At 42.6% G+C, this 24,494-nt stretch carries 18 protein-coding genes; 10 read left to right on the top strand and 8 right to left on the bottom strand.

Features of this window, described 5'->3' with window-relative positions; genetic code table 11:
* Positions 1-10: 10 nt before the first annotated feature.
* The 8 genes from nuoF to rplU form a co-directional block, all read right to left on the bottom strand.
* Positions 11-1,435: an NADH-quinone oxidoreductase subunit NuoF gene (gene nuoF, locus ES754_RS00175; protein ID WP_147220967.1), complete on the bottom strand. Its 1,425-nt coding sequence runs from the start codon at positions 1,433-1,435 to the stop codon at positions 11-13.
* Positions 1,432-1,941: an NADH-quinone oxidoreductase subunit NuoE gene (gene nuoE, locus ES754_RS00170; protein WP_147220964.1), complete on the bottom strand. Its 510-nt coding sequence runs from the start codon at positions 1,939-1,941 to the stop codon at positions 1,432-1,434. The genes nuoF and nuoE overlap by 4 nt, the downstream gene beginning before the upstream one ends.
* A gap of 171 nt (positions 1,942-2,112) precedes the next feature.
* Complete coding sequence (nuoC, locus tag ES754_RS00165; protein ID WP_147220962.1) at positions 2,113-3,888, bottom strand: NADH-quinone oxidoreductase subunit C/D; 1,776 nt, start codon at positions 3,886-3,888, stop codon at positions 2,113-2,115.
* 135 nt (positions 3,889-4,023) lie between these two features.
* On the bottom strand, positions 4,024-4,692 hold the full coding sequence (locus ES754_RS00160) for a NuoB/complex I 20 kDa subunit family protein (protein WP_147220961.1): 669 nt from the start codon (positions 4,690-4,692) through the stop codon (positions 4,024-4,026).
* A gap of 109 nt (positions 4,693-4,801) precedes the next feature.
* Positions 4,802-5,431: an NADH-quinone oxidoreductase subunit A gene (ndhC, locus tag ES754_RS00155; RefSeq protein WP_147220959.1), complete on the bottom strand. Its 630-nt coding sequence runs from the start codon at positions 5,429-5,431 to the stop codon at positions 4,802-4,804.
* An 838-nt stretch (positions 5,432-6,269) separates the two neighbouring features.
* Positions 6,270-6,971, bottom strand: coding sequence for an outer membrane lipoprotein periplasmic chaperone LolA (gene lolA / locus ES754_RS00150; RefSeq protein ID WP_147220957.1), 702 nt, complete (start codon positions 6,969-6,971; stop codon positions 6,270-6,272).
* A gap of 419 nt (positions 6,972-7,390) precedes the next feature.
* Positions 7,391-7,648, bottom strand: a complete 258-nt coding sequence (gene rpmA / locus ES754_RS00145; RefSeq protein WP_147220955.1) for a 50S ribosomal protein L27 — start codon at positions 7,646-7,648, stop codon at positions 7,391-7,393.
* A 97-nt stretch (positions 7,649-7,745) separates the two neighbouring features.
* Positions 7,746-8,057, bottom strand: a complete 312-nt coding sequence (gene rplU / locus ES754_RS00140; protein ID WP_147220953.1) for a 50S ribosomal protein L21 — start codon at positions 8,055-8,057, stop codon at positions 7,746-7,748.
* Between the two features lie 645 nt (positions 8,058-8,702).
* Here rplU and ES754_RS00135 point away from each other — a divergent pair.
* From ES754_RS00135 to argB, 10 genes are all read left to right on the top strand, one after another.
* Positions 8,703-9,632 carry a polyprenyl synthetase family protein gene (locus tag ES754_RS00135; RefSeq protein WP_201538837.1) on the top strand — a complete coding sequence of 310 codons (930 nt, stop codon included), beginning with the start codon at positions 8,703-8,705 and terminating at the stop codon, positions 9,630-9,632.
* 564 nt (positions 9,633-10,196) lie between these two features.
* A complete protein-coding gene (locus tag ES754_RS00130; protein WP_147220950.1) occupies positions 10,197-11,600 on the top strand; it encodes an efflux RND transporter periplasmic adaptor subunit in 1,404 nt (467 codons plus the stop codon).
* A 35-nt stretch (positions 11,601-11,635) separates the two neighbouring features.
* The gene (locus ES754_RS00125) at positions 11,636-14,917 is read left to right on the top strand and encodes an efflux RND transporter permease subunit (protein ID WP_147220948.1); all 3,282 of its coding nucleotides are present in this window, start codon (positions 11,636-11,638) and stop codon (positions 14,915-14,917) included.
* Entirely contained in the window at positions 14,914-16,758 is a 1,845-nt protein-coding gene (locus tag ES754_RS00120) for an efflux transporter outer membrane subunit (protein ID WP_147220945.1), read from the top strand. The genes ES754_RS00125 and ES754_RS00120 overlap by 4 nt, the downstream gene beginning before the upstream one ends.
* A 208-nt stretch (positions 16,759-16,966) precedes the next feature.
* Positions 16,967-17,974, top strand: a complete 1,008-nt coding sequence (gene hemB / locus ES754_RS00115; RefSeq protein WP_147220943.1) for a porphobilinogen synthase — start codon at positions 16,967-16,969, stop codon at positions 17,972-17,974.
* Between the two features lie 424 nt (positions 17,975-18,398).
* Positions 18,399-20,432, top strand: a complete 2,034-nt coding sequence (locus ES754_RS00110) for a UvrD-helicase domain-containing protein (protein WP_147220941.1) — start codon at positions 18,399-18,401, stop codon at positions 20,430-20,432.
* An 89-nt stretch (positions 20,433-20,521) separates the two neighbouring features.
* Positions 20,522-20,839: a magnesium transporter gene (locus ES754_RS00105; RefSeq protein WP_338106931.1), complete on the top strand. Its 318-nt coding sequence runs from the start codon at positions 20,522-20,524 to the stop codon at positions 20,837-20,839.
* Between the two features lie 97 nt (positions 20,840-20,936).
* On the top strand, positions 20,937-21,401 hold the full coding sequence (gene dut, locus ES754_RS00100) for a dUTP diphosphatase (protein ID WP_147220938.1): 465 nt from the start codon (positions 20,937-20,939) through the stop codon (positions 21,399-21,401).
* 116 nt (positions 21,402-21,517) lie between these two features.
* Positions 21,518-23,413 carry a phosphohexomutase domain-containing protein gene (locus ES754_RS00095; RefSeq protein WP_147220936.1) on the top strand — a complete coding sequence of 632 codons (1,896 nt, stop codon included), beginning with the start codon at positions 21,518-21,520 and terminating at the stop codon, positions 23,411-23,413.
* 145 nt (positions 23,414-23,558) lie between these two features.
* Entirely contained in the window at positions 23,559-24,470 is a 912-nt protein-coding gene (gene argB / locus ES754_RS00090) for an acetylglutamate kinase (protein WP_147220934.1), read from the top strand.
* Positions 24,471-24,494: the final 24 nt, after the last annotated feature.

Genomic DNA, 24,494 nt, shown 5'->3' with positions numbered 1-24,494 from the left:
GCCGCTCTCCTTATTTTACATCTGGCTGTTGATTGGCTGCAGCCTCAATGACATCTACACCAACCGCCTGTGCAATCTTCTGATCAAACTCAGGACGGAAATATTTAATCGCACTCATCAATGGTTCCATAGCGCCAGGGGCATGCGCGCAGAAAGTTTTACCAATCCATAAGTCACGAGTTAACTCTTCTAATTTCTCAACATCGCCAATCTGCCCTTCACCATCATTTATAGCTGTCAATAGTTTAACACCCCAAGGCAAACCATCACGGCAAGGCGTACACCAACCACATGATTCACGTTGAAAGAATATCTCAAGATTGCGTAGTAATGGCACCATGTCTTGTTCTTCATCGACCACCATCAATAGACCAGTACCCATACGACTACCGGCTTTTTGAATGGTATCAAAATCGACAACCGTATCTAAATGATCAGCCGTTAAGAAGTCAGTTGATGCACCGCCTGGTAACCAGGCTTTAAGCGTACGGCCCTCTTGCATACCACCTGCGAAATCTTCGATGATTTCACGTGCGGTATATCCAAATGGCAACTCCCAAAGACCCGGATCATTGACCAGACCTGAACAGCCAAATAGCTTAGTACCGGGTGTCTCAACCACGCCTTTCGCTTTTGGTAAGTCTTGATACCATTTACTACCATGCAGGATAATAGCTGACACATTATGAAGGGTTTCAACGTTATTGACGACAGTTGGTCGTCCCCATGCTCCTGATACCTGTGGAAAGGGTGGTTTCGTACGTGGATTGGCACGGCGACCTTCTAAACAATTGAGTAGCGCTGTCTCTTCACCGCAGATATAGCGACCGGCACCCGTATGTACATGCAAATCAAAACTAAAGTCTGTGCCTAAAATATTATCACCAACGAGATTATTGGCCTTTAATTCTTCAATAGCAGTGGCAAGACGTTCGGCTGCAAGAATATACTCACCGCGGATAAAGATATATCCAGCGGTTGCACCAATAGCATAGGCAGATATTAACATGCCTTCGATAAGCTGAAGTGGCAGGCGCTCCATGAGTAATCTGTCTTTAAAAGTACCCGGTTCCATCTCATCAGCATTACACACTAAATAACGTGGTCCGCCATCCGGTGGCGCCATTAGCGACCATTTAATACCTGCTGGGAAACCTGCACCACCGCGACCTTTGACGACTGCTTCTTTAATAGTGGTTAAAGTAGCATCTGGCGATTGATTTAAAGCCATCTTTAACGCTTCAAAACCGCGAAGTGATTCATAAGTCGCTAGATCTAATACTGCATCATGATGTGCCAAGCGCCATGTCAATGGTTTGGTTTCACTAGTGGCAGTTGCTTTGTCGCCATACACAGGGATGCGCTGCTCATTTAATTGGCTTGGTGCTTTGCCTTGACTGCGAAGAGCAATTTGCTCTGAAACGGTTAATCTCATGCGTATAGCTCCAATAATTGCGCGACTTCATCGGGCTGAACAGGGCCATAAGTGTCTTCATCAATCAATACAGCAGGACCTTTATCACAGTTACCTAAACAGCAAATTGGTAATAAAGTAAAGCGACCATCAGCAGTGGTTTGACCATACTCTATACCCAGCTGAGATCTAAGCTCCGTGGACAGCGCTTCGTAGCCGGTTAAAAAGCACGCTACAGAATCACAAATCAAGATGACATGGCGACCAACTGGCTGACGATAGATACGGTTAAAAAACGTCGCAACGCCATCCATATCTGTCATCGGAATATCTAAAATATTGGCAATAGCATTTACTTGTGCATCATCGACCCAGCCATTGCGCTTTTGTACTATTTTTAACGAGTCTAATGAGGCCGCACGAGCATGCGGGTAATGATGTACAAACTCGTTAATAGCTGCAATTTCTTCAGCAGTAAGGATGCTTGCGACATCTACTTTTGGCATTTTATCGGAAACAATTTTCATAATATTTTTTCTTTCCTCACTCATTCCGCTTTATCTTATGACGACTATAGCCATATTGCGCTTGTCGCCACATTCAAACATTACAGCGTTTTGGTGTGCCATTTGGCAATAATATAGGGTTTAACTTATTTTTTACTTTAACGTTTTTTTACTTTAATGACTGAGACCGAATTAACGGTCACAGTCAGCCATAACAATATCAATCGATGCTAAATACATAATAGCGTCAGACACTAACGAGCCATTAATTACTGACGGCATCTGTTGCAGATGTGCAAATGTTGGGGTGCGAATACGCGTACGATAGCTCATAGTGGCGTGATCCGAGGTAATATAATAGCTATTTAGACCTTTGGTAGCTTCGACCATCGTTGAGCATTCGCCCGCCGGCATCACAGGCCCCCAAGAAACTGATAAGAAATGGTTAATCAAGGTCTCAATATCATTTAGAGTACGGTCTTTCGGTGGTGGTACTGCTAATGGATGATCTGCTTTATAAGGGCCTTGTGGCATATTATCCATGCATTGTTTGATAATACGCATTGATTGACGTATTTCTTCAATCTTTATCATACAGCGATCATAAGCATCGCCGTTATAGCCAATAGGCACTTCAAAGTCAAAGTTCTCATAACCCATATATGGACGCGCTTTACGCAGGTCAAAATCAATACCCGTTGCACGCAAACCTGCGCCCGTTACACCCCAAGCTAATGCTTGCTTAGCATCATATTGAGCAACGCCTTGGGTACGACCTTTAAGTACGCTATTCATCATCGCCGCTTTAACATACTCATCTAAACGTTTCGGCATCCACTCTAAGAACTCACGAACCAAACGCTGCCAGCCGCGCGGTAAATCGTGTGCCGTACCGCCGATACGGAACCATGCTGGATGCATCCGATAGCCAGTTACCGCTTCAATAACATCATACGCTTTTTGGCGATCAGTAAAGGCATAGAAAACGGGTGTCATACCACCAGCATCTTGAATGAAGGTACCCACAAACAACAAGTTGTTTGTAATGCGGAAAAACTCGCTCATCATCACGCGAATGGTCTCAGCGCGCGCTGGAATAGTAATACCAGCCAGCTTTTCGACCGACATGATATACGGCAGCTCATTCATCACACCGCCTAGATAATCAATGCGGTCGGTATAAGGAATATAGGAATGCCAGGTTTGGCGCTCGGCCATCTTTTCGGCGCCGCGGTGGTGATAGCCGATGTCTGGAATACAGTCAACAATTTCTTCACCATCCAACTGCAAAACCAATCTGAACGCCCCATGCGCTGAAGGATGGTTAGGACCGATGTTCAAGAACATAAAGTCCTCATCACGTCCTGAACGTTTCATACCCCATTCTTCAGGAACAAAGCGCAAGTTTTCTTGTTCATATTGCTGCTTAGCAGTATTCAAGAAATAAGGGGTAAATTCAGTCGCGCGCGCATGATATTCTTTACGCAGCGGATGGCCTTCCCAGTACTTGGGTAATAAAATACGAGTTAAATGTGGATGGCCAGTAAAGACAACCCCAAACATATCCCACACTTCACGCTCATACCAGTTGGCATTTGGCCAAATTTTAGTGGCGCTTGGCACGTTCAAGTCATCTTCACTAAGCGCCACTTTAATGCGCACATCACTATTACGCTCAAGTGACATTAAGTGATAAAACACCGTGAAATCACTGGAAGGTAGACCTTCACGATGTTGGCGTAAGCGCTCATCCATTGCCGATAAGTCAAATAGCATAACGTAAGGCTTTGGCAGCTTACGTAGAAACAAGAGAACATCCAATAAGTCAGCTCGCGCCACCCAAACTGTTGGAATCTCATCGACAGTCTGCTGAATGACAAACTTACCGGCATACTTAAGTTCCAGCTCTGTAATAACTGCTGGTACAAGCTTGATCTTAGGATCTATATTTTCGACTACCGTGACCATGAATGATGTCTTCCTTCATTAATTATAACTAACTCATCATAATTAATTATAACTGGACTGTGATAAGCGCATAAAATGTTAACGATCAATTTACGAGCTGGTAGAATGATTAACCCTCAGGCTAAAACCAGTAAACTATATGCTGTCTGGGCTACGCAAGTTTTTCACTGCGATACGATCTGCCTGTTTACGGTCACGCTCCGGCGTCATTTGCGGCTGATAAATACCTTTATCATCAACATGAATACCAAGCGGGCGACGCTCTTTAGTGATTGACTCTTGTAATAGCATCAAGCCTTGAATCAGAGCTTCTGGACGCGGTGGACAGCCAGGTACATACACATCGACAGGAATAATTTTATCTACGCCTTGTACTACTGAATAGATGTCATACATACCACCAGAATTGGCACATGAGCCCATAGATATCACCCATTTAGGTTCTAACATTTGCTCGTATAAACGCTGAATAACTGGTGCCATCTTAATAAAGCAGGTTCCGGCGACAATCATTACATCTGCCTGACGTGGCGAGGCACGAATAACCTCTGCCCCAAAGCGTGACAAATCGTGAACTGCGGTCAAAGTAGTGGCATATTCAACATAACAGCAAGACGTACCAAAGTTAAATGGCCATAAAGAGTTCTTACGCCCCCAGTTAGCCGTTGAATGGACCATGTCTTCTAGACGACCCATAAAAACGTTTTTGTTAACCTCATCTTCAAGCGGATCATTAACCGTTTGACGAGTCTGTGCAGGATAAGTCTCTGCATCAGGGTTGGCTTTTGTTAATGTGTATTTCATGACATACAACCTTTAAATGAAGCGCAGTGTGGCAATATAATATTATAACTACCAGTTATCGTGCGAATATTTTGTTTGTTCGTACCATGTTTAATTTTTACTAAACTTACTAGCGGTTAAGCTCGATATTTTTATTTTGCGCAGACGCTGCAAAATCCACAGAGGTAATATTACCCGTAGTATTAATATGATCAATACCTTGTAGATGCAGACGGTTGGCCTCAATATTGTTTGAGACGTTAATCTGACCTGAGGACTGCGCCGGTATTTTGCCGGTAGGATCCACCATCAGCTCGTTAACACCATCAAACTTTGTAATATCCGCTAGATTAAAGCCGGCAGGTGTCGCATAAAGACGTACTTTTTTGCGCAGCTTATCCGCAGGGGCCCAGTTTAGAGCACCTAAGCTTAAGGCATAGACCAGACCAATCAATAAGTCAATAATGAAAGTAGCGGCAGCAATAAAGCCTGCCCAACCAGTTTCTCGAACTGAAACCGCGTAAGCAAATAAATACAGGGCTTCTAAATCGAAAATGACAAAAAAGATTGCGACCAAATAAAATTTCGCAGACAAACGAATACGGGCGTTGCCTGCTCCGACAACACCAGCTTCGAACACTTCTTCTTTTTGTAAACCCTGAGAGCGTCCGCCAAGCAAGCGTGGAACGGTCAGCATAAATACAACCAGACCGATTGCAGCTAGAATAAAGGCAACTGCTGACCAATTAAAGGCAGACATGATGGTACGTGCTCCTCACCTAATCGAGTGTCACAAGCATCGCCTGCTATCGCCAATTACGATGGGATAGCATAACGGCTTATCTAACGCAGACTAAACCACAGGTATGTGTGTTGATAATGACCCATTATCAAGATTATTGACGACAGTATAAGACGACGCTAACCATAGAACTATCTAAACGCAAGACGTTACTAATACAGTATGCGCTTCTCTAGCTACAAAGCATAGAAAAGCTAAACTAAATGTCTTAAAAGACGTGATCAGTATGAAATGAAAGTCGCTTAGATAAAGGCTGGTCATCAAACTTATCTTCTAACAACGAAAAACCAAGTTATTAAATCAATATTATACTTAATCATTTAATAATTCGTTACACGTGGCCAATAATGTCATGATAACTGGCATAAACTGGTTACTTACTATACGCGCATCAAAGGTTAAAAGCCAGTTGTTAGCTATATTGCAAAGTCATTTTATAGACTGTAAAAAATACATTTTAAGCAAAAACTGTGCTACAGATTATAGTAGTAGCTGACTTTATCACCTGCAAAAACATCATTAAAAACTAGGGGTCAGACAGACACTGTGCCAAATATTTAAAGCAATAATTAGCGGCAATCGCTTATAATGCAAGCGTAAACGAGCGCATATTGTAAACCAAATATGGTTAAATGCAACCTATCACTCTGCCCACCTATTATAAATAGTTGTAAGACCTACTCATCACCTATTATTTTAAAATAAAAAAAGGGCAAGCCGATATCTCGGCTTGCCCTCATATATATAGTTCACTTATATTTAAAAGAATTATAATATCAATAAATCTGCTCAACCGTTATTGATTAATGACATCTACACCTTTTGGCGGTGTAAATTTAAATTGGTTGCTGTTAATAGTAGGATTCAGCTTAATGCCACTAAAATTGATAGAGGTAGTTTGACCTAAGTTGTCATTAAGTACCATCATGACCGGCTTGCCACCACTAAAACTCAGTGAGAGGTTTTTAAAACTGGCATTGCTTGACTTAGGATAGAGTACATAGTAGTTCTTAGTTGCATAGGGCTGAGTAACCTTAAAGTTTTTATCAATTTTGCTCGGGTCGCCTGATAACAACAGTGCCGGTGTGTTACCCACTTGGCTATCTACACTTTGTTTGGTTGCTTGCTCTAAATCTTTATCATAAATCCACATTGAGCTACCATTAGCGACAATCAATTGCTCTGATGGAGATTTAGTTTCCCAGCGAAAATTATTCGGACGCTGAACGCTCATCGATCCTTTGAACGTACCACTACTGGCACCTTTCGTTGTTTGGGTAAAGTTTGCAGTCATACTCTTAGTAGTAGTTAACAGTTTATTTAAACGTTGAGCGGCTACTATATTAGTTGCGGGCGCCGCTTGCGCTGTTTGCGTCAATACAACCATAGGCGCTGCAATGCCAAGTGTGGTCATCAATATACCAGTCAAAGCACCGCTTAACACTTTTTGTTTCATAGTTATGGTTTGCTCCATAGTTTTCTTAGCAAATAAAGTCATAGTGAACCCTCTCATAATAAAAAATAAAATAGCTTGAAAATAAATACAATAAAACAATTTCTTAAAGTTTTTTTAGTTAATTAATGCTTAACTCATTAGCCCGTAGCCAACTCTGTTAAGCAATGCCCACAGTGTGCCAGCTTTTTTATTACGCGCCTAGTCATGAATTGCAATCAATACTACGCCTGCCATACGCGCTTGTAACGGTCGCAGTTACACAGCTCAATTAGTAAGAACTACAACAGTTTCTATTCAATGATCTTACATGTGTATCTCTTCAAGCTATTATATTGCTATGAATATACAAGCATAAAAAACCCCTACTGCCGATTAGCAATAGAGGTTTTTGTACTATGTGAACCATTCTTAGTGGCCGTTAAATAAACTTATTATGCCATAAGTTGGTCACGCAGCAATATCTATGCTTCTTCAACCATTACGTAGCGACGATTAAGTTTACCTTTAGTCGCAAACTTTACCACACCATCATTTAGTGCAAATAAAGTATGGTCACGACCCATGCCAACACCTGCGCCAGCGTGGAACTCTGTACCACGTTGGCGGACGATGATGTTACCGGCAACAATGGCTTGACCGCCAAAGATTTTTACGCCGAGCATTTTTGGGTTTGAATCACGACCGTTACGAGTCGAACCGGCAGCTTTTTTATGTGCCATGAGAAAATCTCCTTGTTAATGTGACTTATCGCAATTGCGATGTATCTTGAGCTTTTAGTACATAACTAGTCATTAGTCAATATAAATTGATAACTAGTTAAGCATTAATCGCTTTGATTTTTAACAAGGTATACCATTGGCGGTGACCTTGCTCTTTGTGATAATGCTTACGACGGTTGTGCTTGATGATACGGATTTTATCGCCGCGACCATGTTCAACCACTTCAACTTCTACGCTTGCGCCATCAACGATTGGCTGACCGATTTTAACGGTTTCGCCGTCAACAACCATCAATACGTCATCAAATTTAATCGTTTCGCCTACTTCTGTTTTAAGCAATTCGACTTTGAGTAATTCATCAACGACTACACGGTGCTGTTTACCACCAGTTTTAATTACTGCGTACATTGTATAACTCCGTTTAACCCGTGTGCCGTGGCTAGTATTATACCAACGCTTCGTCAACGAACACGACAGGGAAAAATTAAAGGCAAGATTTTACGGCTTTTTACCTATAAAAGCAAGCCGCTTGTCCTGTTTTTGAAAAGTGGTATTCTTGCGACTGTGACAATAACAACTACAGTTATGAGGCCAAAGACATGAAGCCTATAGTAGCTATTAAACAACACATATTAAAGGCAAAATTATTAGCTCTCATAACCCAGTAGTTATACGTAGCTGTCAAGCCGCGTTTATTATAACTTACATTATCAGTTACTTACAGTTTTTTCTTAAAGCAGTATTTTTATTGAAATTGGAATAACTATTTGAGCGACTAATGCTCGCGGTCTTAAGTATATTTTCTATCACACTTAACTCTCAATTTGGGATATCAGCTATGCTATTATAAGCACATTGATGGCTATATTAACGCTAATGTTACTTGCCACTATACGCATATTCCTTTTACTCTAATCAATATGACTATTTATTATGACCAGCACTTCTTTATCCAACGCCTCATCTAATGACTTATCTAATAAGTCTGCTCTAACGTTATCCACGCCAAGCTATGCTGATATCCAAAGTATCGTTGCTGACGATTTTAAAATTATGGATAGGCAGGTTTTTGGTAGTCTCGATTCGAAGGTTCAGCTCGTAATGAGCGTGTCCCAGCATGTGATTAATGCGGGTGGCAAACGCATGCGCCCGCTGATTACTCTGTTATGCTCACGGATGTTCAATGACAATCCCTCTGAGCAATCGATGCATTTGGCAGCCATTACTGAGATGTTGCATACGGCAACTTTAGTACATGATGATGTGATTGACGAATCTAATCAGCGCCGTGGTAAACCTACTGCTAATGCCACTTGGGATAATGCCACTGCCGTATTGGTCGGTGATTATCTTATTGCACGCGCTTTTAACTTGTTAGTGGGTTTTCAAAGTTTGCCATTGCTACAGTTATTCTCGGATGGCACTTGTGATATTGCCGAAGGTGAAGTACTGCAACTACAGCATCAGCACAATCCTGAAGCCACTGAAAATGACTATTTGCGCATTATTGATGGCAAGACTTCACGGTTGTTTATGATGGCGACTCAAGGTGCAGCTATTTTGCAAGGTCAAAACCAACATTTACCAGCATTAGCAGATTTTGGTCAGCACTTCGGTAATGCCTTTCAGATTATTGACGATGTGCTTGATTATAGTGGCGATAGTGAACTGATGGGCAAGAACCTAGGTGATGATCTTGCTGAAGGTAAACCTACTCTACCCACTATTAAAGCTCTTGAGCTATTAGAAACAAGTAATCCAGAGGGTTATAAACAACTGCGTATTGCGGTACAAACGGGTAAAACACCCGATGCTGATCAATTGATCGAGCTAGTACGCGGTTCAGGCTCATTAGATTATTGTAAACAGCGCGCTTTGGATGAAACCAAGCTTGCCCAGCAAGCATTAAGTACCTTACCCGATAACTGCTATCGTCAAGGGTTATATCAGTTGACTGAGCTTGCTAGCGCACGTTTGGTATAATATAAGTGATACTGTTTGACATTGTAAACGATTACAATGTCAAGTTAATGAAAAAAACAACTTTATGGAAAATAGAACCATTAAAATATCATTTAGAATGAAAGTGGTTCTTAAATCATTATTTATAAATATAATAAAATGAAAGTCCATATTTAAGGATTGCTAAAACAATCGTTTTCTGTGCGACTCATTTTTTTACCATATTTATACATCATTTCTTATCTAGTTTTATTCAAATCAACTTATACAACAAAATTTAACAATCTTCTAACTCATAAGTTATCATATAGTTTCCTGTACGTTTTTTCGTGTAACGCTTGTATTATCAGTGTTTTATAGCCGTGGGAGACACCAACACCGAGTTAAGTAATTCAAAACATGCTTTTTGACGCTTGACTGTTGGGTAGACCCTATAGTTTATAATAGCTGATTGAATTAAATCAGTTAATCCAGTTTTATGCGCCTAGCTATTTATAATTATAGGCAACAATGAATGCATGCTGTTATTTGTATGCACCACAATTTTTACATTGTATTAATAATATATTATTGCCGAGGACATTGATGAAGCACTCTTATCTAGCGCTTGTAATAGCAGCTGTACTATCCGGAGCGGTATTGGTCGGCTGTGACAAAAAAGAGGACGCCGCTGGTGAGGACGCCGCACAGCAGCAGATGCCACCTGCCGTCGTCAACGTCCAGACCGTTACTTTTGGTACTGTGCCCCAAGAACAAACTTTTTCTGGACGTACAACGGCTTATCAGACCGCCGACGTGCGTCCACAAGTAAATGGCATCATTGACGAGGTATTATTCCGAGAAGGCAGTAGCGTTAAAAAAGGCCAACCTCTATATCGTATCAATACGGATAACTACGCCACCTCAATTACTAGTGGTCAAGCGGCTATTCAACAAGCAGAAGCAAACTATCAGACAGCTGTGGCCAATAATGCAAATTCTAAAGCTGAGCTAGTGAGTCGCCAAGCCTCACTAGCACAAGCACAAAACGACTTACAGCGTCTAAATGGTCTGGTTGAGATTGATGCTATCTCTAAGCAACAATATGACCAAGCAGTAACGCAAGTTCGTACTGCTCAAGCAGCGGTCGAAAGTGCTAATGCTGCTATTGGTCAAACACAAGCGGGTATTCAAAGTGCAAAAGCGGGTATTCAAACGGCTAAATCCGGTCTTGATGCTAGCACCTTAGATTTGAACCGTACTATTGTACGGTCACCAATCTCAGGTCGTAGTGACCGCTCAAGCGTGACTGCAGGTACGCTCGTCAGCGCCAGCCAAGCCAATCCGTTGGTTACGATTTCGCGCTTAGACCCCATTTATGTCGATATCAGTCAGTCTTCATCTGAGCTGCTCAAATTGCGTCAGCAAATCTCTGAAGGCAAAGCACAAGCAGGGATGAATAGTGTTGAGCTGGTGTTAGAAGATGGTTCTGTCTATCCAGTTCGTGGCCAGCTTGCATTATCTGAAGCAAAAGTTGATGAGTCAACTGGTGCAGTAACACTACGCGCGGTTTTCCCGAATAATAGCAATATTTTGCTACCGGGTATGTATGTCTCTGCTCGTCTCACTCAAAGCGTTATTACTAATGCAGCGTTAGTGCCGCAAAGTGCGGTGATGCGTTCAACTAAAAGCGAAACCCAAGTTTATATCGTGGATGAGAACAATAAAATCCAAGTTCGTCCAGTGAAGATTAATGGTACTTATAAGGGACAATGGGTGGTCACTGACGGTCTGAAGAGTGGTGATAAAGTCGTGGTTATCGGTGGGGCAAAAGTTAAGCCGGAACAAGAGGTGGTTGCTAAGCCTTTGGAAGATCCAAATGCGCCACCCTCTGAGCAAGGTGCTCCTGCTGGTAATGCTGCTAAAACACCACAGCAAGCTGCAAAAAATATGGATAAGTCTACCGATGGCAAAAATGCCAACAAATCGGCACCAGCCGCCGCCAAATAATTCCATTCAAAGCTAGGAAGACTTAGGGATATACTATGTCACGTTTTTTTATCGATCGCCCTATTTTTGCATGGGTGATGGCTATTTTGGTCATGCTCATCGGGATAATATCGGTCATCAACTTACCGATTGAGCAATACCCAGCTATTGCGCCACCAACCATTTCGGTCAGCGCAAGCTACCCTGGTGCTAACGCTGAAACTATCGAGAACTCAGTAGTACAGATTATTGAGCAGCGCATGAAGGGGCTTGATGGCTTGATGTACATGAAGTCGTCGAGTGCTTCAAATGGTAGTGCCTCTGTACAGCTTTTCTTTGAGAACGGTACGGATGCTGATACCGCACAAGTACAAGTTCAGAACAAATTACAAGCGGCAATGAGCTCCTTACCTGAATCCGTTCAGCGTCAGGGTGTCAACGTTAATAAAGCCTCTGAAGGCTTTTTAGCCGTGTTTGCGTTTGTCTCCGAAGATGGCAGTATGGATGCTGCTGATATCGGTGATTATATCAACTCGAATGTCGTCGATCAGCTCAGCCGTGTTGAAGGGGTTGGCCAAGTACAAGCATTCGGTGCGGCCTACGCCATGCGTATTTGGCTTGACCCTGAACGCTTGCGTAGCTATAACATGGTGCCATCTGATGTGGCCAATGCAGTACGGGCGCAAAACGCACAAGTATCTGCCGGTCAATTGGGCCAAGCACCTGCTGATACCGATGAACAAGTTATTAATGCGACAGTCACCATTCAAAGCTATCTGAAAACACCTGACGAATTCAAAAACATTCTGTTGAAAACAGACACCTCTGGTGCTCAAGTGCGCTTAGGCGATGTTGCAGACGTTGAGATTGGTAGTGAAAATTACAGTACTATTTCATTGTTTAATGGTAAAAAAGCTGCTGGCCTTGCCGTCTCACTAGCAGGCGGTGCTAACGCGCTTGAAACTCGCGAATTGGTCGGTGATCAAGTCGCTGAGCTAGAAGCAAACTTCCCTGCAGGTTTAAAGTCAGTCATTCCTTACGACACGACTCCATTTGTACGCTTATCTATTGAGCAAGTCGTCAAAACTTTAATCGAAGCGATTATCTTAGTATTTATCGTCATGTTCATTTTCTTACAGAACTGGCGCGCGACTATCATTCCGACCCTTGCCGTACCTGTTGTACTGCTAGGTACTTTTGCGGTGCTGTATGTCGCAGGGTTTAGTATTAACGTACTGACTATGTTTGCCATGGTGCTCTCCATTGGACTACTGGTGGATGATGCTATTGTCGTCGTGGAGAACGTTGAGCGGCTATTGGAAGAAGACCAACATATCTCTATCAAAGACGCCACGATACAATCAATGAAGGAAATTAGTAAAATCGTTGTTGGTATCGCGCTTATTTTATCAGCGGTATTCGTACCGATGGCTTTCTTTGGCGGCTCCACTGGGGTCATTTATCGTCAGTTCGCCATTACCCTGATTACTAGTATGGTATTGTCTGCTTTGGTGGCCTTGATTTTTACCCCTGCCCTATGTGTGACCTTACTAAAACGTAGCAAGAGCCATGAAAAAGGCAATAGCGAAAACCAAAAAGGCTTTTTCGGTTGGTTTAACCGCTCTTTTACCAAAGCAAGTCGTTCTTATGAGAATTTTGTCGGTAAAAGTTTTGGCCATAAATGGATTTACTTTATCGTTTATGTTGTCATTATCGCTATTATGGCAGTGGTATTCTTACGTATCCCCGGCTCATTTTTACCAGAAGAAGACCAGGGTATTATGTTTACCGCAGTACAGCTTCCCGCTGGTTCGACCCTTAATGAGACACAAGCGGTGCTGGATAAAGTTAGCGATTATTATAGTGGTCAAGAACCCGATAATGTGGCTTCAGCATTTACAATCGCGGGCTTTAGTTTCGTTGGACAAGGTCAAAACGTCGGTATCGCCTTCGTGAAATTAAATGACTGGGCAGATCGCAAAGGGGCAGAAAATACCGCGCAGGCCGTATCTGATCGTGCACAAGGTTACTTCTTTACCCAAATTAACGAAGCGACTGTTTTTAATATTATTCCACCAGCGATTAGTGGGCTTGGTAACTCGAGTGGTTTTGACTTGATGCTCCAAGATACAGGCAACGTTGGGCATGAAGGTTTGCTAGAGGCACGTAATATGCTGCTCGGTATGGCCGCTCAAAATGATCAAGTAGCCGGTGTGCGTCCAAACGGACAAGAAGATGCACCTCAGCTTAAAGTTGATATCAACCAAGAACAAGCCGCAGCTTATGGTTTGTCACTGGCAAATATTAATAGCGTGATCTCAACCGCATGGGGCTCAAGTTATATTAATGACTTCGTAGACCGTGGTCGTATTAAGCGTGTGTTTGTGCAAGGTGAGCCGAGTAGCCGTACTAACCCTACTGATATCGGTAAATGGTATGTCCGTAATGACAGCAACGAGATGATATCCTTTGATGCTTTCTCTAGTAGTCAATGGGAAACCGGTTCACCGGGTCTCACACGCTATAATAGCTTAGCCTCAATGAACATTCAGGGTAATGCGGCTGAAGGCTTAAGTACTGGTGAAGCGATGGATGCCATGGAATCTATGGTCGAACAATTACCTGAAGGTGTCGGCTTTGAGTGGACAGGTCTATCATTAGAAGAGAAAAAATCAGGGGCGCAAGCGCCAATGCTGTATGCAATCTCTATCTTAGTGGTATTCTTATGTCTTGCGGCTCTGTATGAGAGTTGGTCCATTCCATTCTCAGTACTATTAGTAATCCCACTTGGGGTATTAGGGGCGGTGCTATTTACTTGGTTCCGTGGCTTATCCAATGATGTTTACTTACAAGTTGGTCTACTCACGGTGGTCGGGCTATCCGCCAAAAACGCTATCTTGATTATTGAGTTTGCGAGGGATCACCAAGAGGATGAAGGCTATACTCTCAAAGAGGCGGTCATGCTCGCAGCGCGTCAGCGTTTACGTCCCATTGTTATGACCTCGCTTGCCTTCGGTCTGGGTGTTGTGCCATTATTCATAGCCACTGGTGCCGGTTCTGGTAGTCAGAACGCCATTGGTACTAGTGTTGTTGGTGGGGTTGTTACAGCCACCGTATTGGGTATTTTCTTCATTCCTATGTTCTATATTTGGGTGCGTAGTATCTTCCCTTACAAAGGTAATGACGACAATAACAAAGAGAGCAGTAATGGTCCGAATAATCCAAATGATCCAGACGACACGCCAAGTATACCAACGGATGACACACCAACTGATGATACGTCAAACCCAACTCCTCAGAGTTATCAGCCTGTAAGTTTCGGAGATAATATACAATGAGTTTCAGATCCTTTTTTACCCCTAACTCAGCCATCAAAGCAGTAGTTCATACTACTGCTAGCATGCGCCCCACTACAGGCACAATACTAGCAACGTCACTATTTGCTACGTCTTCAAGAGCTGGCAAATCTGGCCGCTTATTGAGCTTGACGGTATTGGCAATGAGTATGGCAGCGTGTAATACTATTCCTAAAGCAGATATGCGTCCTGTACTTGCAGAACCCAACTTACCCATTGAGCAAGCTTACGGTGCGTTCGATCGGGAGACTGTGAGTGGTGTCGAACAACAAAGCCTTGCCAGTCAACGCTGGCAGAACTTTTACAGCGACGAGCGTTTAAAAGGTCTGATTGCGCTAGGTCTTGAGAATAATAAAGACTTTGCAAATGCCCGCTTAGCCATTGAAAAAGCGCGCGCACAATATCAAATTACCGATATTCGTGACCTACCAACAATCGATAGTAGTGCAGGCTATTCACGCCGGCGTCAGGGCAGTCCACTAGGCGGCAGTCAAACTGGCGATAGCTATAATGTTAATTTAGGTCTCGCCAATTACGAGTTGGATTTTTGGGGCAAAATCTCCAGTTTAAAAGACCAAGCATTACAAAATTTCTTATCAACAACAGCAGCAAAAGACGCGACCCAAATCAGCTTAATCAGTAATATTGCGCAGAGCTATGCCAACTTAAGCTATAGCTTAGCACAGCTCAAATTGGCTGAAGCAACGGTTGACAGTCGTAATAGATCGCTATTTATTGCAGACAAACGTTTTGAGGCAGGTATTGATCCTAAGCTGCCTTCTCTGCAAGCCAGTGCTTCATTAGAAAATGCTAGACTTGCGGTATTACGTGCCCAAAGCAGTATTTTAAGATCACGTAATGCCCTGCAATTTCTAGTTGGTGCGCCAATTCCAGGTAGCCTTGTTCCAACGCCTGCAGTCAGCAACATTACGACCCATCAAATCTTTAGTGCCGGTCTACCAAGCGAGCTGCTGCGTTATCGTCCTGACATCTTACAAGCGGAATATAACTTGAAAGCTGCTGGGGCAAATATCGAGGTTGCACGGGCATCATACTTCCCCTCTATTAGCCTTGCCAGTAGTATTGGTATTGGTAGTAGTAGCTTAAATGACTTGTTTAAAAGCAGTTCATTGGGCTGGTCGTTTGGCCCAAGTGTAAGTGTACCTATCTTCGATGGCGGACGCTTAGATGCAAACTATGATGTGGCTAAGATTGAACGTCAGCAAACGCTAGCTGGTTATGAAAAATCTATTCAAACTGCCTTCCGTGAAGTCTCAGACGTACTCGCAACAAGGGCGACACTAGGCGAACAGCTTCTTTCGCAATATCGCTTGCAAGATAACTTCGAGCAAACCTATCAAATTGCTGATGCGCGTTTCAAAGCAGGTATTTCAAACTATCTAGATGTTCTTGATGCGCAGCGCTCGTTATTCTCAACCCAGCAAGGCATTCTTGATTTAGAGCTACAAAAACTTATTAGTCAAATTGAGCTGTATCAAGCACTGGGTGGTGGGTCTAATCTTGATGTACCAGCGCTCATTCCTATACCGCAATATACCAATGTCGCGCAAATTGGTAGTAAAGTTGGTAATAGCGCTGAGACTAAAGCAGCTTACGCTATTGATGCTGCCAGTTCAGCACGGGTGACTACGTTGCAAGAAGCCATCACGATTAAACAATCAAAATCACCAGCGACTGCTATATTTAAACCGACGGCAGTTGTTGATATCAATAACAATGGTAAAATAGACGCTACGGTTGGTACCATCACCCAAGAGACACCTGTTGAACAAGTGCCAGTGACGCAGATTATTGAGCCTTAAGGGCTTACTTAGCGCATGACTATTGCATAAATATCTTACAATTAGCCCTGCCAACTTGGTGGGGCTTTTTGCTTTTAGAGTCTGACTTTGGTTATAGTAGTCATACCGCATTAAACGTTACTTGATACCTCCTTATTTTTATAAACACTGATTTTATAATTGATAATGACAGCCATTTCATAATTTTACCCAACAATAAGGAAAAATAATGACTTACACTTTTAATCGCCAATTCCCTGCTACCCGCCTACGTCGCCTGCGCTATAACGATAATGTACGAGCGATGATTCGCGAAGTTGAGCTACATCCCAAGCACTTTATTGCGCCCGTTTTTGTTTTAGAAGGCAATAATCAGCGCGAAACGATTGCTAGCATGCCAGGGGTTGAACGTCTATCGATTGACTTGCTTATTAAGCATGCTAAAGAGCTATTAGCTGAAGGCGTCACTACCATTGATATCTTCCCCGTAATCGACAATTCGCTAAAAACGGCTGATGGTCGTACAGCCTATGACGAGAATGGTCTGAGCGCCCGTGCGGTAAAAGCCGTCAAAGATGCCCTCCCAGAAATGGTAGTAATGACTGATGTGGCCTTAGACCCTTACACGTCACATGGTCAAGACGGCTTGCTTGATGATGAAGGCTACGTGGTCAATGACGAGACTGTTGAAGTATTGGTCAAACAAGTACTGGTACATGCCCGTGCTGGTGCTGACATTATCTCACCAAGTGACATGATGGATGGCCGTATCAAAGCTATGCGTGATGCCTTAGAAGCAGAAGGTTTTGTCAATACTGCAATTATGGCCTACTCGGCTAAATATGCCTCTGCTTATTATGGCCCTTTCCGTGATGCGGTAGGCAGCGCCGGTAATTTAAAAGGTGGTCATAAAAAACAATACCAAATGGATTATGGCAACCGCGCAGAAGCTTTGCATGAAGTAGCGATGGATATTGCCGAGGGCGCGGATATGGTAATGATTAAACCCGGTCAGCCGTATTTAGATTTGATTCGTGAAGTCAAGAATACCTTTGGCGTACCCACTTTTGCTTATCAGGTGTCTGGTGAATATGCGATGCATATGGCCGCTATTCAAAATGGCTGGTTGAGTGATGCAGTGATTTTGGAATCATTGATTGGCTTCCGCCGCGCAGGTGCCGATGGTATCTTAACCTACTTTGCGTTAGAAGCCGCACGCCAGCTTAATAATGCCTAGTGTTAAGATTTTTTATTAAAAAAGACTTCTTTTTCGCGCCAATTAGTTTAGATTGATTGGCGCAATTCTATTAATATCTTTGTCACCATAGTTTTTAGTGTGAGGCTGGTATACTGTATTTATCAGCTCCCCAAATGCAGCCTTTATGCTTTATAATAGCCCACTAAATTTCAATCGTTAATTGCTACTAACCTCTAGAAATCATTACATTTACCATGTTATTATTTATATAAAATACGTCATTTAAGCTATAACGACAGCCTACCTTTTCACCTGATTTTTATTTAACTTTGCCAAACCTCTTATACTAAAACGCGCTGCGTTTATTTGGTCATCGCTGCTATTAGCGCTTATTTCTTTAAATCATTTTTTATAGTTATTTTATAGCTCTCCTTTTTTCTGCTTCTGTCTTACAGGTCATTTTATGAGTCAACTGAATCCCAAACAACAAGAAGCTATGCTCTATGTATCAGGCCCACTACTGGTATTGGCCGGTGCTGGCTCCGGTAAGACCTCAGTCATTACCCGTAAGATTGCCTACCTGATCGAAGAATGTAATGTGCCAGCTGAGCGCATTACTGCAGTGACTTTTACCAACAAAGCCGCACGTGAGATGAAAGCTCGAGTGAGCAAATTGATGCCCAGTGAAAAAACTCGTGGTCTAACGGTATCAACCTTTCATCAATTTGGGCTACAGTTTTTACGTTATGAGCTCATTCATACCCCACTTAAGGGTAACTTCTCAATTATGGATGGCGAGGACAGTAAGCGCTTATTGATGGAGCTGATGATGCGCGACAACTTAAGTGGCGCTGAAAGTCGTGAGCTAGTTGGCAAAGCCATGAAATTCATCTCGGACTGGAAAAACGATCTAATTGATCCCGATAAAGCGATGGAAACCTTAGACGATCCCGAAGATATGATTTTTGCGACTTTATACGCGCTCTATGAGCGTAATCTGCGGGCTTATAATGCCGTCGATTTTGATGATTTGATTGTTTTACCAACCAAGATTTTACGTGACAACCTTCAGTTACGTGATAAATGGCAAAACCGTATTCGCTACTTACTAGTCGATGAGTATCAGGATACCAATACTGCGCAGTATGAAATGATTAAATATCTGGTGGGACCGCAAGGGCGCTTTACGGTAGTGGGTGACGATGACCAATCTATTTATGCGTGGCGCGGTGCCAAACCTGAAAATATGGCACTGTTAAAAGAAGATTTTCCTAAGTTAAAAATCGTTATGCTCGAGCAGAACTATCGCTCAACCAGTCGTATTTTGACCGCTGCCAACGCCGTTATTACCAATAATGAGCATTTATTTGAGAAAAAACTGTGGTCAGATAAAGGTCATGGCGAAAAAATTCGTATTATCAACTGCCGTAATGATGATGATGAGTCTGAGCGGGTTGCCAAAGAGATTGTCACCCATAAGCTACGTTTTGGTAATGAATGGGAAGATTACGCAGTCCTATATCGCAGTAACTTCCAAGCGCGGATGTTAGAGGCTAACTTACGCCAATTACAAGTCCCTTATAAGATTTCTGGTGGTCAATCTTTCTTTGCCCGTAGCGAAATCAAAGATATCATGGGCTACTTACGTCTGATTCTAAACCCTGAAGATGACAGTGCTTTTTTGCGTATTATTAATACTCCCAAACGCGGTATGGGGCCTGCGACCCTCGAGAAGCTTGGACTGTTTTCACAAGAACATAGCATCTCGTTGCTCGCCTCTTGTACCCATGCGGGTCTCAGTCATGTATTGCCATCTAAGGCTTATAGTACTTTAAAAGAGTTTGGCGACTTCGTTGAGCATTATACTCGCGAGCTGGATCAGCATCCGGACCCTGTACCTATCGTTCGGCAGATGATTGATGAAACTGGTTACGTCGATGTAGTGCGCTCAGAGGCGAAAACGCCGCAACAAGAAAAAAACCGTCTCGATAATATTGAAGTGCTATATACCAGTATTCAATCACTGATCAACCGTGCTGAAAACGATGAAGACCGTACTATTGATACCATTATTCGTAAGCTGGTGTTGCTTGATATGTTAGAGCAGCAGCAAGAAGATGAGAATACTAATAAGGTCAATTTAATGACTTTGCATGCAGCAAAAGGTTTGGAGTTTAATTACGTTTATATTATGGGCTTAGAAGAAGAGATGCTACCGCATCGTAACTCTATTATCAGTGAGACCGTTGAAGAAGAACGCCGCCTTATGTACGTCGGTATTACCCGCGCCCGTCGTGAACTGACCTTGACTTTGGCGACTCAGCGCCGTGCAGGAGGCCAGATGCGTGTTACTTCAGAATCTAGATTCTTAGATGAGCTACCAGAAGACCATATCGACTGGCCAGCCAAAGCTAAAAAGAAAAAAGCCACTAAAGACCCAGAAGCCGTCGCTGATGAATACTTAGCAAATATACGGGCGTTATTGGGTAAGCGTTAGTTTTTGTGATAAATCTTCATAAATAATACGGTTATTAGCGATAAAATTTAATCATACAACACATAAGGGTTATTTTTTGTTCATAAGATATCCATTTTGCACCCGTCATTAAGCCTCATAACGAGAGGCATGGACAGTCAAATAGCGCGATAAACGGTACTATTTGGGTATTTGTTATGGTGTTCATCGCACAAATGTGGTTTCATGATGTTAAGATTAGCATAGTGATTGGCTTTGCCATCGCCATTAATATGACGGCTACTGATGTTTCAGGAATCACTATTCCGCTGATAGTAAAAAATATGAATCTCGACTCTGCCCTATCAGCCTCAGTGGTCTCGACCACAATTGCTGATATTGTTGGCTTTATATTATTCTTGGAACTGGCTAGCGTCTTATTATTTTAGCAGTTGAAGTTGTTAAAAACGACAGCACCAAAAACTGCTGTCGTTATCTATTTATTAAAACTATATATAAACAGTCAAATCGTTAAGTGAGTCTGTCATGCACGCTGTACAAGTTAAAGTATTAAACTCAAAAATCACTGAAGATGAAGCATTTTCGCTACCAACGCGTGCCACTGATGGCTCAGCAGGTATTGATTTGCGTGCTTGTATTGATGAGCCGTTGACCATTAAAGCTGGTGCAACGCATTTAATCGGTACTGGGCTTGCAGTCTATATTCAAGACCCTAATTATGCTGGCATGATTTTACCGCGCTCAGGCCTTGGTCATAAGCATGGCATCGTCCTTGGTAACTTGGTCGGGCTAATTGATGCGGATTATCAAGGCGAGCTGATGGTTAGTATCTGGAATCGTAGCAACGAGGACTTTATCCTTAACCCTGCTGAACGGATGGCACAGTACATTGTGGTGCCAGTCGCCCGCCCTGAATTTGCAGTGGTGACTGAATTTAGTGATGAAAGCGCACGCGGTGCTGGTGGTTTTGGCCATTCTGGTCGTCAATAAATTACAGTTATGCATGATTCTGTGTCAGTCTAAAACTGGGTAAGCGCTATTAACATAAGCCGTTAGCGTAAGTAATGAAACAGTCATAACAATAATAAGGAGATGAGAGTAATCGTATGATAAATAGGTCAAACTTTGCTGCTCAGCATTCTTTATTTCGTGCTTATGATATTCGCGGCGCGCGGGAGTACTTTACCTCTGAATTTATACAAGCGCTGGGTGAGACTTTCGCTCAGCTTTATAAGTCGCAAAAATTTAAGGTGCAAGATAAAGACATCGCACTTGATGCTGAACAAATCCCTAACTATGACATTCGCACTGTCGTGATTGGCTATGATGTGCGCTGCGATAGTGACATTATTGCGCAAACGCTTGCCAATATTTTGCATCAGCACGGGCTACAAGTTATCCGTTTAGGTCTTATTACCACACCAATGATGGCATTTTGGGCAGAGCACTATGACGGTCATGGCATCATGGTCACTGCCAGCCATTCTGCTAAAGATACCTTAGGGATAAAATGGATGGTCGGTAACGCCTCTCCTAGTAGTGCAGATATTGCTCGCGTTTATCAAAGTTTAGTTAATAATGATGTAGTAACAGCGCTGAATAATAAAAATAATATTACCCAGCACAGCTCTCAACAGTTATTTCATACCCCTAATAGCAGCCTTATTAAAAGCCCTATATTTTTGCCTACTAATAACGTAGCGACCGCTTATATTAATGCAATTGCACACGTGTTTACTCGTATAACTCGGCCTAATGATGAGCTAGAAACAGATAATAGAGCTACCTTATCTAAGCTTAACTTAACCGTTGTTATTGATTGTATGAATGGCGCGACGAGTAACATTGCTCAGCCTTTATTTATGCGTTTTTGTAAACAAGTTATCATGCTCAATGATACACCTGACGGCAATTTTCCCACAGGCAATCCTGATCCCACCGAGCCCAATCGTCTTGCAGAGTTGCAACAAACCGTTATCATTAATGAGGCAGATATTGGATTGGCCTTTGATGGCGATGGCGATCGCTTAATGATTGTTGATAATAGAGGTAAAGTTGTCCTTCCTGACCATCTGCTATACTTATTAGCGACGGTAGCAATGACTGAACGCCCTGAATCTACAGATAATTTGAATGCCCCGAAAATTTTATTTGATGTCAAATGCTCGCACCATCTGCCACGTTTACTGGTAGAGCTTGGTGCAACGCCTATCATGAGTAAAACGGGCAGCAGTCTGATGCGCCGACAATTACAGTCTTCGGCCACTGATATTATTTTTGCAGGTGAACTATCAGGACACTTTATCTTTAATGACAGTTATTTTATTATCTACGATGATGCCATGTATGCAGGCCTAAGGCTCTTGCATTGGTTAGCGCATACTGCAACAGTATCGAACATTAATGGCTATATTGAGTTTGATGCGGTTAGTGATAATAAGCCTAAGTATAAAACAACCTTTCTTCCCAAGGATGTGTGGGGACAGCCTAAACCTGTAACCTCTCCTTATCAGCTGACTGATATTACTCAGAACTTGCCTATACTAATCAGTACTGCTGATCAGTATTTGCCACTACCAGATAATGGCAATGCTAACTGCGCTATCGTCGAACATTTAGCAGAGTTTTGTCGCTATTTGCAGCATTTAGTTGATGAGTCAACCTCTCTTAAAGTGCCAGTTACTAAGAGATCAAACAGAGCAGTGTCAGCTTTAACAATATCCTCTTGTACTTGTTTCAGTACCGGTCAATATATAACCAGAGAACAAGCTCTGCGCTTATTGCCCGTAGGTACCCAGTTATCTTGTATTGACGGCGTGCGCTTAGATTTTACTCGTGGCTTTGGCATATTGCGCAAGTCAAATACAAGTAATAGTCTCACCGTACGTTTTGCAGGTGATAGTGCTGCTGACCTAAAAGAAGTACAAGCGCATTTCGTGGCATTATCCTACTCATTTGATAAAAATTTAGCTGAACAGATTGCCGCTATTACTCATGATTGACCGTTATGGTTAAGCAAGTATTGACCCTAAGCTAACGGTATTTTTAAATCTGTTTTTTAACTATTATTATTTATTGCGAATTTTAGTATTCATACAAATGCATATTATTCACATGTGTTTAAGACTTGTGCCTTAGGAGTTCATTATGTCGCTTAATTTAGATGATGCCAAAATTACCGCTGAAGTACTAACCACTGCACTACCCTATATCCAGCGCTTTGTAGGTAAGCTGATTGTGGTCAAGTATGGCGGCAATGCGATGACTGATCCAGAGCTTGAAAGCTCATTTGCCCGTGATATTGTGCTATTAAAAACGGTCGGCCTGCATCCAGTAGTGGTGCATGGCGGTGGCCCGCAGGTTGATAATTTATTAAAAGAGCTCGGTCGCCAGTCGCAGCGTATCGATGGCATGCGCGTAACCGATAAAAAAACCATGGATATTGTGGAGATGGTGCTCGGCGGCAGCGTGAATAAATCTATCGTCAGCTTAATTAACAAGCATGGCGGCCAAGCTATCGGCCTGACTGGAAAAGACGCCAATCTTATTCAAGCCAAAAAGTTGCTGATGGAAAAGACTGGCGAGGATGGTAGCGCTGTACCGGTAGATTTAGGTTTTGTCGGAGAAGTAGTCAGCGTAAATAAAGACGTGATTAATATGCTCATCTCATCCAACTTTATTCCTGTTATTGCACCGCTTGGCGTTGATAGCAAAGGCAATACTTATAATATCAATGCTGACTTGGTTGCTGGTAAAGTTGCCGAATTTTTGCAAGCTGAAAAGCTAATGCTACTGACCAATATTAAAGGTGTACTAGGGCGTGACGGTAAAGTGGTAACAGGTCTAACGCCCAAAACAGTAGACAGTCTCATTGAAGACGGTACCATCTCAGGCGGTATGATTCCAAAGATACAGTGCGCGCTCGATGCCGTTCGAAGTGGCGTTAAAAGTGCCGTTATTGTCGATGGCCGTGTTCCTCATGCCACGCTATTAGAGATTTTCACCAATGAAGGAGTCGGTACGCTTATCAGCCGTGATTTAGAAGCGGCCTTATGTTAGCCCCAACTTATACTAGGAATGGCT

Source organism: Psychrobacter frigidicola (assembly GCF_007997305.1).
Lineage (GTDB): Bacteria > Pseudomonadota > Gammaproteobacteria > Pseudomonadales > Moraxellaceae > Psychrobacter > Psychrobacter frigidicola.
Note: the sequence above shows the minus strand (reverse complement) of the source record. Positions and strands in the feature narration are given on the sequence as shown.

What these genes read in the sequence shown, in the direction of transcription:
- nuoE (WP_147220964.1), bottom strand. Translation starts at nt 1,941, where the DNA reads ATGAAAATTGTTTCCGATAAAATGCCAAAAGTAGATGTCGCAAGCATC.
- ES754_RS00120 (WP_147220945.1), top strand. Translation starts at nt 14,914, where the DNA reads ATGAGTTTCAGATCCTTTTTTACCCCTAACTCAGCCATCAAAGCAGTA.
- ES754_RS00095 (WP_147220936.1), top strand. Translation starts at nt 21,518, where the DNA reads ATGATAAATAGGTCAAACTTTGCTGCTCAGCATTCTTTATTTCGTGCT.
- hemB (WP_147220943.1), top strand. Translation starts at nt 16,967, where the DNA reads ATGACTTACACTTTTAATCGCCAATTCCCTGCTACCCGCCTACGTCGC.
- dut (WP_147220938.1), top strand. Translation starts at nt 20,937, where the DNA reads ATGCACGCTGTACAAGTTAAAGTATTAAACTCAAAAATCACTGAAGAT.
- rplU (WP_147220953.1), bottom strand. Translation starts at nt 8,057, where the DNA reads ATGTACGCAGTAATTAAAACTGGTGGTAAACAGCACCGTGTAGTCGTT.
- nuoF (WP_147220967.1), bottom strand. Translation starts at nt 1,435, where the DNA reads ATGAGATTAACCGTTTCAGAGCAAATTGCTCTTCGCAGTCAAGGCAAA.
- ES754_RS00135 (WP_201538837.1), top strand. Translation starts at nt 8,703, where the DNA reads ATGGATAGGCAGGTTTTTGGTAGTCTCGATTCGAAGGTTCAGCTCGTA.
- ndhC (WP_147220959.1), bottom strand. Translation starts at nt 5,431, where the DNA reads ATGTCTGCCTTTAATTGGTCAGCAGTTGCCTTTATTCTAGCTGCAATC.
- rpmA (WP_147220955.1), bottom strand. Translation starts at nt 7,648, where the DNA reads ATGGCACATAAAAAAGCTGCCGGTTCGACTCGTAACGGTCGTGATTCA.
- ES754_RS00130 (WP_147220950.1), top strand. Translation starts at nt 10,197, where the DNA reads ATGAAGCACTCTTATCTAGCGCTTGTAATAGCAGCTGTACTATCCGGA.
- ES754_RS00125 (WP_147220948.1), top strand. Translation starts at nt 11,636, where the DNA reads ATGTCACGTTTTTTTATCGATCGCCCTATTTTTGCATGGGTGATGGCT.
- nuoC (WP_147220962.1), bottom strand. Translation starts at nt 3,888, where the DNA reads ATGGTCACGGTAGTCGAAAATATAGATCCTAAGATCAAGCTTGTACCA.
- ES754_RS00110 (WP_147220941.1), top strand. Translation starts at nt 18,399, where the DNA reads ATGAGTCAACTGAATCCCAAACAACAAGAAGCTATGCTCTATGTATCA.
- ES754_RS00160 (WP_147220961.1), bottom strand. Translation starts at nt 4,692, where the DNA reads ATGAAATACACATTAACAAAAGCCAACCCTGATGCAGAGACTTATCCT.
- lolA (WP_147220957.1), bottom strand. Translation starts at nt 6,971, where the DNA reads ATGACTTTATTTGCTAAGAAAACTATGGAGCAAACCATAACTATGAAA.
- argB (WP_147220934.1), top strand. Translation starts at nt 23,559, where the DNA reads ATGTCGCTTAATTTAGATGATGCCAAAATTACCGCTGAAGTACTAACC.